The following is a 12,244-nucleotide window of genomic DNA, read 5'->3' on the forward strand; positions in this document are numbered from 1 at the left end:
ACGCCGCATCCGACAATAACAACTTTGCCTGATGCGACGCTGCCGCGTCTTATCAGGCCTACGGGTCCGGTGCTCTGTGTAGGTCGGATAAGGCGTTTACGCCGCATCCGACAATAACAGCCTTGCCTGATGCAATTACTCTTCGCCGTTAAACCCGGCGCGGTTCAGCAGGAACTGTGCCAGCAACGCCACCGGGCGACCGGTTGCGCCTTTTGCTTTACCAGAACGCCAGGCGGTACCGGCGATATCCAGGTGCGCCCAGTTGTACTTACGGGTAAAGCGCGACAGGAAGCAACCTGCGGTAATCGCCCCGCCAGGACGACCGCCAATGTTCGCCATATCGGCAAAATTGGACTCCAGCTGTTCCTGATACTCATCACCCAGCGGTAAACGCCATGCGCGGTCACCGGATTGTTCAGATGCAGCAATCAGCTCATGGGCCAGTGGGTTATGGTTCGCCATCAAGCCGGTAATGTGATGACCCAGCGCGATAACGCAGGCACCAGTCAGCGTCGCCACGTCAATCACCGCTTCCGGCTCAAAACGCTCAACGTAAGTTAACACATCGCACAGTACCAGGCGGCCTTCGGCGTCGGTATTCAGCACTTCTACGGTTTGACCGGACATGGTGGTTAACACATCGCCCGGACGATAGGCACGTCCGCCAGGCATGTTTTCGCAGCCTGCCAGCACGCCAATAACGTTAATCGGCAGTTGCAGCTCCGCGACCATACGCATCACGCCGTAAACCGCCGCCGCGCCGCACATATCGTACTTCATCTCATCCATGCCTTCTGAAGGCTTGATGGAGATACCGCCGGAGTCGAAGGTTAAACCTTTACCGACCAGCACGATTGGGCGTGCATCTTCCGACGCGTTGCCTTTGTACTCAATCACCGACATCAGCGATTCGTTTTGCGAACCCTGACCAACCGCCAGATAAGAGTGCATCCCCAGCTCTTTCATCTGCTGTTCGCCGATAACGCGGGTGATGACATTCTTGCTGTAGCTGTCAGCCAACTGGCGCGCCTGAGAGGCGAGGTAAGCGGCGTTACAGATATTCGGCGGCATATTACCGAGATCTTTCGCTGCTTTTATCCCGGCGGCAATCGCCAGACCGTGCTGGATCGCGCGCTCACCGCTGGTCAGTTCACGGCGGGTCGGCACGTTGAACACCATCTTACGCAGCGGGCGACGCGGTTCGCTCTTATTCGTTTTCAACTGATCGAAACTGTAGAGCGTCTCTTTTGCTGTCTCGACAGCCTGACGCACTTTCCAGTAGTTGTTACGGCCTTTAACGTGCAGTTCAGTCAGGAAACAGACGGCTTCCATCGAGCCAGTATCATTCAGCGTATTAATGGTTTTCTGAATAACCTGCTTGTACTGACGCTCATCCAGTTCACGTTCTTTGCCGCAACCAATAAGGAGGATGCGTTCAGAAAGCACGTTTGGCACATGGTGCAGCAACAGTGTCTGCCCCGGTTTTCCTTCCAGTTCGCCCCGACGTAGCAGGGCGCTGATGTACCCATCGCTGATTTTATCGAGCTGTTCTGCAATCGGAGAAAGGCGACGTGGTTCGAAGACGCCCACGACGATGCAGGCACTCCGCTGTTTCTCCGGGCTACCGCTTTTTACACTAAACTCCATGCACTACGCTCCTGAATCTTAAAGACAACGGCGGTGGCTACAGATAGAATTGCAAGCTTTCGTAACTCATGTCCGCTGTTGCGATGACTTCGTGTTAATCTTAACGTTATTACGGCATTGGCACGTCAGAACAAAATCTGAGAGGTGAATCCGTTGAGTATAATTATCTTAGCGACGATTTCGACGACTCAAGAGAATAAATGACGTTTAAGCCATGAAACAAGCTAAAATCCTGCAAAAGACGAGTTTTTACGGGCGTATTTAAAGTGATAATCATAAGATATCTGGTGCGGGAGACGCTCAAAAGCCAGCTGGCGATACTCTTCATCTTGCTTTTGATCTTTTTCTGTCAAAAGTTAGTGAGGATCCTCGGCGCAGCGGTTGACGGCGATATTCCGGCGAATCTGGTGCTCTCCCTTCTCGGGTTGGGCGTGCCGGAAATGGCGCAGCTTATCCTGCCATTAAGCCTGTTCCTCGGGCTGCTGATGACGCTGGGCAAACTGTATACCGAAAGTGAAATTACGGTAATGCATGCCTGCGGCCTGAGCAAAGCGGTGCTGGTGAAAGCGGCAATGATCCTTGCGGTATTCACGGCAATCGTCGCGGCGGTTAACGTGATGTGGGCGGGACCGTGGTCATCGCGTCATCAGGATGAAGTGTTAGCAGAAGCGAAAGCGAACCCTGGCATGGCGGCGCTGGCGCAAGGGCAATTCCAGCAAGCGACTAATGGCAGCTCGGTGCTGTTCATCGAAAGCGTTGACGGCAGCGATTTCAAAGATGTGTTCCTCGCGCAAATTCGACCAAAAGGTAATGCACGTCCTTCTGTGGTGGTGGCCGATTCCGGACATTTAACCCAGCTGCGCGACGGCTCCCAGGTCGTCACTCTCAACCAGGGAACGCGCTTCGAAGGCACTGCACTGTTACGCGATTTCCGCATTACGGACTTCCAGGATTATCAGGCGATCATTGGTCACCAGGCGGTGGCGCTCGACCCGAACGATACCGACCAGATGGACATGCGCACATTGTGGAACACTGACACCGATCGTGCCCGCGCAGAACTGAACTGGCGTATCACGCTGGTATTCACCGTGTTTATGATGGCGCTTATGGTCGTTCCGCTGAGCGTGGTTAACCCGCGTCAGGGGCGCGTACTGTCGATGCTGCCAGCCATGCTGCTGTATCTGTTGTTCTTCCTGATCCAGACCTCCCTGAAATCGAACGGCGGTAAAGGTAAGCTGGACCCGACGCTGTGGATGTGGACCGTAAACCTGATTTATCTGGCTTTGGCGATTGTTCTCAACCTTTGGGACACCGTGCCGGTCCGCCGCCTGCGCGCCAGTTTTTCGCGTAAAGGAGCGGTGTGATGCAACCTTTTGGCGTACTTGACCGCTATATCGGTAAAACTATTTTCACCACCATCATGATGACGCTGTTCATGCTGGTGTCGCTGTCGGGCATTATCAAGTTTGTCGATCAGCTGAAAAAAGCCGGGCAGGGGAGTTACGACGCGTTAGGCGCAGGAATGTATACCTTGCTGAGCGTGCCGAAAGATGTGCAAATCTTCTTCCCGATGGCGGCTCTGCTGGGTGCATTACTTGGGTTGGGGATGCTGGCACAGCGCAGCGAACTGGTGGTCATGCAGGCTTCTGGTTTTACCCGTATGCAGGTGGCGCTGTCGGTGATGAAAACCGCCATTCCGCTGGTCTTGTTGACGATGGCGATTGGCGAATGGGTCGCACCGCAGGGCGAGCAGATGGCGCGTAACTACCGTGCGCAGGCGATGTACGGTGGCTCGTTGCTCTCTACCCAGCAAGGCTTATGGGCAAAAGATGGCAACAACTTCGTCTACATTGAGCGGGTTAAAGGTGACGAAGAGTTAAGTGGCATCAGTATCTATGCCTTTAATGAGAATCGTCGTCTGCAATCTGTACGCTATGCCGCTACCGCGAAGTTTGACCCGGAACATAAAGTATGGCGTCTGTCGCAGGTTGATGAATCTGATCTGACCAATCCGAAACAGATCACTGGTTCACAGACGGTGAGCGGTACCTGGAAAACCAACCTCACGCCGGACAAACTGGGCGTGGTGGCGCTGGACCCGGATGCACTCTCCATCAGTGGTTTGCACAACTATGTGAAGTATCTGAAGTCGAGCGGTCAGGATGCCGGACGTTATCAGCTCAACATGTGGAGCAAAATCTTCCAGCCGCTATCTGTGGCGGTGATGATGCTGATGGCGCTGTCGTTCATCTTCGGCCCACTGCGTAGCGTGCCGATGGGCGTGCGTGTGGTCACCGGTATCAGCTTCGGTTTTGTCTTCTACGTACTGGACCAGATCTTCGGCCCGCTGACGCTGGTTTACGGCATCCCGCCGATCATCGGCGCACTGTTGCCAAGCGCCAGCTTCTTCTTAATCAGCCTGTGGCTGTTAATGAGAAAATCGTAACTGGATGAACGTATAAGGGGAGCGAAAGCTCCCTTTATTATTGTTAGCAAAGTGTGCTTTGTTCATGCCTGAAAAATCATGAAAATTCAATATATTGCAGTGGTGTAGGCATGATAAGACGCGCCAGCGTCGCATCAAGCAAAGACAAATCGCACCTGACTTACCTTTTTCTCCCCCCCAGCAAACTCCCCAGCACACCGCGTACAATCTGATTCGTCACCTGGCGGGCGGCGCTTTTCGCCATTGTTTGCACCACACCATCTTTCTTCCCGCCGCGTGGTCCGGTAGTGCCAAACAAAATATCCTTCAATCCACCAAGAATACCGTCATCCACCGCCACCTCTTTCCCTTTCGCAGGAGGATTATTTTGCTGCCCGGTACTGGCCTGAAAGCCTTTTTGCAACATCTCATAGGCGGATTCCCGGTCCACGTCATCCTCGTACTTGCCATACACCGGGGAGTGATTAATCAGGCCGTTACGCTCATCTTCCGTCACCGGCCCCATTCGCGAACAAGGCGCGATAACCATCGCCCGTTCCACCACTGAAGGACTTCCTTTCGCATCGAGAAACGAGATTAACGCCTCGCCGGTCCCCAGTTCCTGGATTGCCTTTTCGGTATCAAACGCCGGATTGGCCCGCATGGTTTGCGCCGCAGCTTTTACTGCTTTCTGATCTTTGGGCGTAAAAGCCCGCAAAGCGTGTTGAACGCGATTACCTAGCTGTCCGAGCACATTATCCGGAATATCTGACGGGTTTTGCGAAACGAACCAGACGCCCACGCCTTTTGAGCGAATAAGCCTTATCACCTGCTCAATCTTATCCAGCAGTACCTGTGGCGCATCGTTAAACAGCAGATGTGCTTCGTCGAAGAAAAACACCAGTTTTGGTTTCTCCAGATCGCCCGCTTCAGGTAATTGTTCATATAACTCTGAAAGCATCCACAGCAGGCTGGCGGCATACAGTTTCGGCATCTGGTAGAGCTTCTCGGCGCTGAGGATATTGATAACCCCTTTACCATTGGCATCGGTGCGCATCCAGTCTTTGATATCCAGCATCGGCTCGCCAAAAAAGTGTGCTGCGCCTTGTTGTTCCAGCGACAACAGCCCGCGCTGGATGGCACCAACCGATGCGCTACTGATATTACCGTACTGATTCTGGAAGGATTTGGCGTTATCGCCGATGTACTGGGTAATCGCCCGCAAATCTTTAAAGTCGAGCAGTAACAGCCCCTGATCATCAGCAATGCGGAAGATAATATTCAGCACGCCAGATTGCACATCGTTGAGATTCAACAGTCGCGCCAGCAACAGCGGCCCCAGGTCTGAAACCGTCGCCCGCACCGGATGGCCTTTCTCGCCAAAGATATCCCACACCACCACCGGATTAGCATGCGGTTGCCAGTCGTTGACGCCGATGTTTTTCAGCCTTGCGAGCAGTTTTTCCGACGCAGTTCCTGCCTGCGCGACGCCGGTCAGATCGCCTTTTACATCGGCCATAAACACCGGAACACCGATTTCCGACAATGACTCCGCCAGTTTTTGCAGCGTAACGGTTTTACCCGTCCCCGTTGCGCCAGTAATCAGCCCGTGACGGTTAGCCATTCCCGGCAGTAAAAACAGTTCTGTGTCCGACGTGCGGGCAATTAACAGGGGTTCGCTCATGAGATTTCCTCCAGTTTCCTGCCTGGAGTATAGGCAACGTCCGGCAAAGAGAATACGTGTAATGAAGAGAAAATAACCTAAAGCGTGTTACCGTGATAAATCTGATACCCGAGGTCAACAGTGTTGTGGTTGTGATCGTTATTTTTAATTTTTCTCAGCAACATTTGGGCGGCCATCCGACCAATATCAAAACGGGGAGTAATTACGCTGGCGAGGCTTGGGATCATTTGCCTGCCAATCTCCAGCCCATGAAAACCCGCAATGGAAATTTGTTCTGGCACGGCGAGGTTTCGCTCGCGGCACAGCAGAAGCGCACCCATCGCAATATCGTCATTGGTGCAAAATACACCGTCTAAATCCGGGTTTGCGCTAAGGGCATCACGCATTAATTGCATTCCTAAATGAATGGATGAGATGGCGCGTGGATTCATGCGTAACGGGGAAAGATTATGCAGCATCATCGCATCGCAATACCCCTGATAACGCTGTTCATCGCGGGTGTCATCTTTGGAACCGAGATACAGAATTTTGCGCCTGACTCGCTTATCCAGCATGGTACACACCATGTCAAAAGCGGCCTGCCGATTATCAAAACCGACCTCCATATCCAGCCGTTCTCCCTGTACATCCATCAATTCCACGACCGGAATGGTGGCTGAACGCAGAAATTTCACCGTCCTGATGGTGTGATATTTTTCCGAAAGAATAATCCCGTCAATGTTATAAGAGAGCAGGTTAATCACCGACTCTTCTTCGGAATCGCGATCGTAATTGTAATTAGCAATAAGGGTCTGATAATTATGCTCAGAGGTGACGGATTCTATTCCCGCGAGAATGTCAGCGAAGAGTTGATTTTGAAATGACGGAATCAAGATACCGAGGGTATAACTTTGTGCATTCAACAACATGCCGGGAGCGCGATTAGGGATATAATTGATCTCTTCCATAATTTTGGCGATGCGCTCGCCTGTTTCCTTTGCCACCTTTTTCGGCGAGCGGATATAACGACTCACGGTCATTTTTGTTACGCCAGCCAGCGTAGCGATATCCTGTAAAGAAATTCTGTGATTGCGCATAACTTCTCCCAACGTCGGGGGAATCTTCAATCTTCCCCCGAAACTACATCACAATATTTTATTCTTTCAGTGCAATACGGCGTTAATGGCTAACACGCCCAGCAAACCCATAATAGAAATAAGGGTTTCCATCACCGTCCAGGTACGCAACGTTTCACCAACCGTCAGATTAAAATACCCTTTAAATAGCCAGAAGCCAGGGTCGTTTACGTGTGACGCGATCACGCTGCCCGCACCGGTTGCCAGTACCATTAAAGCGGGATCGGCATGGGTAACGTTGATAATCGGCAACACCACACCCGCGGTGGTAATGGCCGCGACGGTGGCAGAGCCCAGAGCGATACGCAACAGCGCCGCAACAGTCCAGCACATCAATAACGGCGAAAGCGTAGTTCCGGTCATTAAGTGTGAAATATACTGCCCGACACCGCTATCTACTAATACCTGCTTAAACGCGCCGCCGCCAGCGATAATAAACACAATCATCGCGATAGCGCCTATAGAATCCCCAATGATATCCATGATTTGCTCGATGGTGCGTCCATTACGTCGGCCCAGTGTGAAAATCGCAATAACAATGGCAATAAACAGTGCAACGGCAGGGTTACCGACAAATTCAAAGAAGAGGCGCACGGTGTTAGTTTTCGGTAACGTAATTTCACAAACGGCGGCGATAGCCATCAGGATGACCGGGATCACGGCAGCGAAAATACTGTTCCAGAAGGAGGGCATCTCCTCTTCGCTAAACAGATGAGGATTAAATAAGCCTTCTGGTGGTGCTTTCTCAAAGCGAGTTAGCAGTTTAGAAAACAGCGGTCCTGCGACAATAACTGTCGGAATGGTAATGATAAATCCATACAGTAGAGTCGTTCCGAGATTAGCCTCAAAGATAGTCGCGATGGCAGTAGGACCAGGATGTGGCGGCAGAAAACAGTGGGTTACAGAGAGCGCTGCTACCATTGGTACGCCAACATACAACAGGGGTAATCCTGATGATGCTACGATGGTAAATACCAACGGCAACAGCAGGACAAAACCCACTTCAAAAAACATGGCGAGGCCCACAACCAGACCGGTGATCACTAGCGCCCATTGCACGCGTTTTTTACCAAAAGTAGCAATCAGCGTAGTGGCGATACGTTGTGCCGCGCCCGTATCAGAAATCAGCTTGCCTAACATGGCCCCGAAACCGAGGATCATTGCCAGCCCGCCGAGCGTGCTGCCGATACCATTTTGTATAGAGTGCAGGACGGCCTGTGCATCCATCCCTTCGGCAAATCCGACGACGGCAGCTACCAGAACGAGGGCAATAAAGCCGTTAACTTTAAAGCCGATCATCAGGATAAGAAGCAGCGCGACGCCTGCCGCAATAATGATTAATGGCATAGTCTTTATCTCTTATTAGTGCCAGAAAAGCAGCGCTTTCGCGCTGCACGCAGGGTAGTGGCTGTTAAACAGCCACCAACATGCCGCCATCAACAAACAACAGGTGGCCGTTTACGAAATCAGAGGCTTTTGAAGAAAGGAACACCGCAGCACCAATCAGTTCCTGCGGATCGCCCCAGCGTGCGGCGGGGGTCCGTTTGCACAACCAGGCGGTGAAGGCTTCGTCCTCAACCAGTGCTTTAGTCATTTCTGTTTTGAAATAGCCCGGCGCAATACCGTTGACCTGAATATTGTGGCGCGCCAGCTCGACGCACATGCCGCGGGTGAGCATTTTTACCGCTCCTTTCGATGCGGCATAAGGGGTGATGGTGTCACGTCCCAGTTCGCTTTGCATCGAGCAAATATTAATAACTTTACCCGCCTTGCGTTCAACCATGTGACGAGTTACCGCTTGCGACACCAGGAACACGGCGGTCTGGTTTACTGCGATCACATCATTCCACTCTTGTTCAGGGAACTCAGTAAAAGGATGACGGCGCTGGATACCGGCGTTATTCACCAGCACATCAATGGGGCCGATGTCCTTTTCGATATGTTCAACGGCGGTATCAATTTCATGTTTATGGGTAACATTAAAAGGTGCGGCAACGGCCCGAATACCCTCCTGGCGGAGTTTTTCTACAGCAAGTTCTGCGCGTTCGGCAGTAATATCATTAATAATTATTTGTGCGCCATATTTACCCAGGCCGGTTGCCAGTAAAAAGCCAATGCCCTGTGCTGAACCGGTAATCAAGATATTTTTTCCTGCCAGTGAAAATAGATCGTTCATTGTATTATTCCTTTATTTATCTCTTAGAAAACAAGCTGGACTTTTGCTGCCTGGGTTTTATCACCGGCGAAACGTAGCGCCTCTTCCAGGTCAGTGAAGGGATATTCAGCACTCAGTAAAGGCAGTGGATTGATAACGCCATTCGCCAGCCATGACACTGCGGTATTAAATTCGCTGGTAAAACGGAAAGAGCCTTTGAGTGAAATCTCCTTACCAATCAACGTCATCATTGGGAATTCTGCCATCGCGCCTCCCATACCTACCTGCACCATTACGCCGCGTGCACGAGTGACTTCCAGACAGGTATTCACTGATGAAGGATGACCGGACACTTCAAAGCTGACATCGAAATAGCCTTTTTCCGCTTTCCAGTGATCCATATCGTCGTTTTGTGGGTTTACGAGCACATCCGCCCCCATCTCTTTGGCCAGCAAAAGGGAACGGGGACTCACATCGGCACAGACAATTTCCGAGGCCCCCAGTGTTTTCACAGCACTGACAATCAGGCAGCCAATGGGCCCAACACCGGAAATAAATACTCGCTTGCCCTGTAACTCGCCGGCCTGATGTGCGGCATGAATCGCGACGGCTAAAGGTTCGGCAAAAGCCATAACCTTTTCGTCAGCTTTGGCCGGATAAGGGACACATTGCGACGTTTCAACCATTTTATAACGGGTAAAGCCACCATCAACATGAGGGAAATACATGGCACTGCCAAAAAAACGCATCTCTGTACACTGATTCTCGTTATGTTCAATGCAGTATTTGCAGTGACCGCAAGGTTTAGACGGATTAATGGCTACCGTTTGCCCTTCATGTAATTCTGATGAGTCGCTATGAATAACTTTACCGATAACTTCATGACCTAACACCATCGGTGCCTTTATCATGAAATTACCTACTTTTCCTTCCTGATAATAATGTAAATCGGAACCGCAAATTCCACCTCGGGTTATTTGTACTAATGTTCCATTATTATTCCAATCTATCGTCTGCTCGGTAACGGCAACAGTTTTCTTGCCCGCAACAACGCAGGACTGTGTTTTCACTTGCATAAATTCCTCACTGGTCAGGTAGACACCTCGGAAGCATTTAAGCGGTTTTAATTGTCATTATTTGTGATGAAGATCACGTCAGAAAATTGTTACATTACTATGTTACGCATAACGTGATGTGCCTTGTAATTCTTATCAACAGAAATAAAAAAACGTGAAATTATTATGCCGCCAGGCGTAGTATCGCCGCAGGTAAGATGATTCAGGAGATTTTAAATGGCGGGTGAAAGCTTTATTTTGATGGGCGTATCAGGGAGTGGTAAAACATTAATTGGTAGCAAGGTTGCCGCGTTATTGTCTGCGAAATTTATTGATGGTGACGATCTTCATCCAGCCAAAAATATAGATAAAATGTCGCAAGGCATTCCATTATCTGATGAAGATCGACTTCCCTGGCTGGAACGCTTAAATGATGCTTCATACAGTCTTTATAAAAAGAATGAAACAGGATTTATTGTCTGTTCATCATTAAAAAAACAGTATCGTGATATTTTACGCAAGGGTAGCCCCCATGTTCATTTCCTCTGGTTAGATGGCGATTATGAAACTATTCTCGCGCGAATGCAGCGTCGGGCTGGGCATTTTATGCCGGTAGCGTTACTAAAAAGTCAGTTTGAGGCGCTGGAGCGACCACAAGCAGATGAACAGGATATTGTGCGCATTGATATCAACCATGATATTGCCAATGTCACCGAACAATGTCGGCAGGCTGTGCTGGCGATAAGACAAAACAGAATATGTGCGAAAGAGGGCAGCGCCTCAGATCAGCGCTGCGAATGATTTTCAAAAATCTGCTTTCAACACCACGCGGTAGCGCGCTTTACCATCGCGTACATGCTGAATGGCGTCGTTAATTTTCGACATCGGGAACAGTTCGGTAGTCGGCGCAACCTTGCTGCGGGCGGCAAAGCGCATCAGCTTACGCAGCTCATAAGGTGTACCTGTTGCTGAACCAGAGACGCTGCGGTCGCCCGCAATTAACGTAAAGGCCGGAACAGACAGCGGCGTGAGGACCGCGCCGACTGTATGGAAATTACCGCCATACGTCAGCGTCTCAAAATAAGGCTGCCAGTCGAGGCTGACGTTGACGGTGTTGATAATGAGATCAAACTGCCCCGCCAGTGCTTTCAGTGCCTGCGGATCGCGGCTATTCACTACTTTATCGGCACCCATCGCCAGCACTTCCTGCTCTTTCGCCGGATTAGAACTAAAGGCCGTCACCTCGCATCCCATTGCGTGCAGAAGTTTTATAGCGATATGCCCCAGCCCGCCAATACCAATTACCCCAACGCGGCTGGTGGCAGTGATATGGTGCATTAACAGTGGTTTGAAGACCGTGATACCACCACACAGCAGCGGCCCGGCGGATTCGATATCGATATTTTCCGGCAGTGGAATCACCCATTGCCAGTCTGCACGCAACTTCTCGGCAAAACCGCCGTGATTCATAATTGTTGGCACCGCACCTTGCTCGCAGTTGATCTGATTACCGCTAATACAGGCATCGCAGTGACCACAGCTTCGCGCCGTCCAGCCAATCCCGACACGCTGACCGACCTGCAAACCTTTATCCTGCGCGGCGCTCCCGAGCGCCACCACGCGACCAATCACCTCATGCCCGGCAACCAGCGGATATTGTGAAAATCCCCATTCGTTGTCGATCATCGACAGATCGGAATGGCAGATCCCGCAGTAATCCACCTGCACTTCGACATCTTGTGGTTTCAGTTCACCGGGATCGTACTCATAAACTTCCAGTTTGCCGCCAGCCTCTTTTGCGGCATAGCTTTTTATCATCGACATATTTTTGTCCTTCTCTGGTGTTGTCTGGGAAGTGTAGAGCATGGTAGGGCGGGGTGCCTGGAGTGTGACAAAGGTTACACATCGCTGTATGCAATGCTGAAAATTTCAGCACTTAGCGAGGTGGGAGCAAGCTGGCGCTTGCATGGTGGCGCGTGACAGGTATAATCCACAACGTTTTCCGCATACCTCTTCAGTGCCGAAGTGGCGAAATCGGTAGACGCAGTTGATTCAAAATCAACCGTAGAAATACGTGCCGGTTCGAGTCCGGCCTTCGGCACCACACCGTATGCAAATCGAGTCGCTTAAGAGCGGCTTTTTTTGTGTCTGAAATCACCC

General features: G+C 51.0%; 11 protein-coding genes and 1 tRNA gene. 5 read left to right on the top strand and 7 right to left on the bottom strand.

Annotated features, from left to right (window positions below; genetic code table 11):
- Window positions 1-135 precede the first annotated feature (135 nt).
- Window positions 136-1,647 (bottom strand): leucyl aminopeptidase, encoded by a 1,512-nt coding sequence (gene pepA, locus QUE34_RS25700; RefSeq protein WP_000397144.1) that lies wholly within the window; start codon window positions 1,645-1,647, stop codon window positions 136-138.
- Window positions 1,648-1,800: 153 nt separating this feature from the next.
- Between pepA and ytgA the strand changes: the two genes are divergently transcribed.
- The 3 genes from ytgA (at window position 1,801) to lptG (ending at window position 4,096) form a co-directional block, all read left to right on the top strand.
- Complete coding sequence (gene ytgA, locus QUE34_RS25705; RefSeq protein ID WP_211180521.1) at window positions 1,801-1,851, top strand: protein YtgA; 51 nt, start codon at window positions 1,801-1,803, stop codon at window positions 1,849-1,851.
- A 62-nt stretch (window positions 1,852-1,913) separates the two neighbouring features.
- The gene (gene lptF / locus QUE34_RS25710) at window positions 1,914-3,014 is read left to right on the top strand and encodes an LPS export ABC transporter permease LptF (protein ID WP_000584114.1); all 1,101 of its coding nucleotides are present in this window, start codon (window positions 1,914-1,916) and stop codon (window positions 3,012-3,014) included.
- Window positions 3,014-4,096 carry an LPS export ABC transporter permease LptG gene (gene lptG, locus QUE34_RS25715; protein ID WP_103253437.1) on the top strand — a complete coding sequence of 361 codons (1,083 nt, stop codon included), beginning with the start codon at window positions 3,014-3,016 and terminating at the stop codon, window positions 4,094-4,096. Before lptF ends, lptG begins: the two co-directional genes overlap by 1 nt.
- Window positions 4,097-4,256: 160 nt before the next feature.
- On the opposite strand, the gene QUE34_RS25720 is transcribed toward lptG, so the two are convergent.
- From QUE34_RS25720 to idnD, 5 genes are all read right to left on the bottom strand, one after another.
- Entirely contained in the window at window positions 4,257-5,759 is a 1,503-nt protein-coding gene (locus tag QUE34_RS25720; RefSeq protein WP_103253438.1) for a helicase HerA-like C-terminal domain-containing protein, read from the bottom strand.
- A 77-nt stretch (window positions 5,760-5,836) separates the two neighbouring features.
- Window positions 5,837-6,835 carry a DNA-binding transcriptional regulator IdnR gene (gene idnR / locus QUE34_RS25725; RefSeq protein ID WP_103253439.1) on the bottom strand — a complete coding sequence of 333 codons (999 nt, stop codon included), beginning with the start codon at window positions 6,833-6,835 and terminating at the stop codon, window positions 5,837-5,839.
- 66 nt (window positions 6,836-6,901) lie between these two features.
- Window positions 6,902-8,221 (bottom strand): gnt-II system L-idonate transporter, encoded by a 1,320-nt coding sequence (gene idnT, locus QUE34_RS25730; RefSeq protein WP_001128336.1) that lies wholly within the window; start codon window positions 8,219-8,221, stop codon window positions 6,902-6,904.
- Window positions 8,222-8,285: 64 nt separating this feature from the next.
- Window positions 8,286-9,050: a gluconate 5-dehydrogenase gene (gene idnO / locus QUE34_RS25735; protein ID WP_000998700.1), complete on the bottom strand. Its 765-nt coding sequence runs from the start codon at window positions 9,048-9,050 to the stop codon at window positions 8,286-8,288.
- Between the two features lie 23 nt (window positions 9,051-9,073).
- Window positions 9,074-10,105, bottom strand: a complete 1,032-nt coding sequence (gene idnD / locus QUE34_RS25740) for an L-idonate 5-dehydrogenase (protein WP_001197418.1) — start codon at window positions 10,103-10,105, stop codon at window positions 9,074-9,076.
- A 216-nt stretch (window positions 10,106-10,321) separates the two neighbouring features.
- On the opposite strand from idnD, the gene idnK reads away from it, so the two are divergent.
- On the top strand, window positions 10,322-10,885 hold the full coding sequence (gene idnK / locus QUE34_RS25745) for a gluconokinase (protein ID WP_000896738.1): 564 nt from the start codon (window positions 10,322-10,324) through the stop codon (window positions 10,883-10,885).
- Between the two features lie 3 nt (window positions 10,886-10,888).
- Here idnK and ahr read toward each other — a convergent pair whose 3' ends face one another.
- Window positions 10,889-11,908: an NADPH-dependent aldehyde reductase Ahr gene (gene ahr / locus QUE34_RS25750; RefSeq protein WP_103253440.1), complete on the bottom strand. Its 1,020-nt coding sequence runs from the start codon at window positions 11,906-11,908 to the stop codon at window positions 10,889-10,891.
- A gap of 195 nt (window positions 11,909-12,103) precedes the next feature.
- On the opposite strand from ahr, the gene QUE34_RS25755 reads away from it, so the two are divergent.
- Window positions 12,104-12,188: transfer RNA gene (locus tag QUE34_RS25755), tRNA-Leu, on the top strand.
- The last annotated feature ends 56 nt before the right edge of the window (window positions 12,189-12,244 follow it).

This window comes from Escherichia sp. KS167_9B, from assembly GCF_030295215.1.
Lineage (GTDB): Bacteria > Pseudomonadota > Gammaproteobacteria > Enterobacterales > Enterobacteriaceae > Escherichia > Escherichia coli_F.

Excerpts from the sequence above, each read along its gene's own strand:
- pepA (WP_000397144.1), bottom strand. The coding sequence starts at position 1,647 with ATGGAGTTTAGTGTAAAAAGCGGTAGCCCGGAGAAACAGCGGAGTGCC.
- lptG (WP_103253437.1), top strand. The coding sequence starts at position 3,014 with ATGCAACCTTTTGGCGTACTTGACCGCTATATCGGTAAAACTATTTTC.
- QUE34_RS25720 (WP_103253438.1), bottom strand. The coding sequence starts at position 5,759 with ATGAGCGAACCCCTGTTAATTGCCCGCACGTCGGACACAGAACTGTTT.
- idnR (WP_103253439.1), bottom strand. The coding sequence starts at position 6,835 with ATGCGCAATCACAGAATTTCTTTACAGGATATCGCTACGCTGGCTGGC.
- idnT (WP_001128336.1), bottom strand. The coding sequence starts at position 8,221 with ATGCCATTAATCATTATTGCGGCAGGCGTCGCGCTGCTTCTTATCCTG.
- idnO (WP_000998700.1), bottom strand. The coding sequence starts at position 9,050 with ATGAACGATCTATTTTCACTGGCAGGAAAAAATATCTTGATTACCGGT.
- idnD (WP_001197418.1), bottom strand. The coding sequence starts at position 10,105 with ATGCAAGTGAAAACACAGTCCTGCGTTGTTGCGGGCAAGAAAACTGTT.
- idnK (WP_000896738.1), top strand. The coding sequence starts at position 10,322 with ATGGCGGGTGAAAGCTTTATTTTGATGGGCGTATCAGGGAGTGGTAAA.
- ahr (WP_103253440.1), bottom strand. The coding sequence starts at position 11,908 with ATGTCGATGATAAAAAGCTATGCCGCAAAAGAGGCTGGCGGCAAACTG.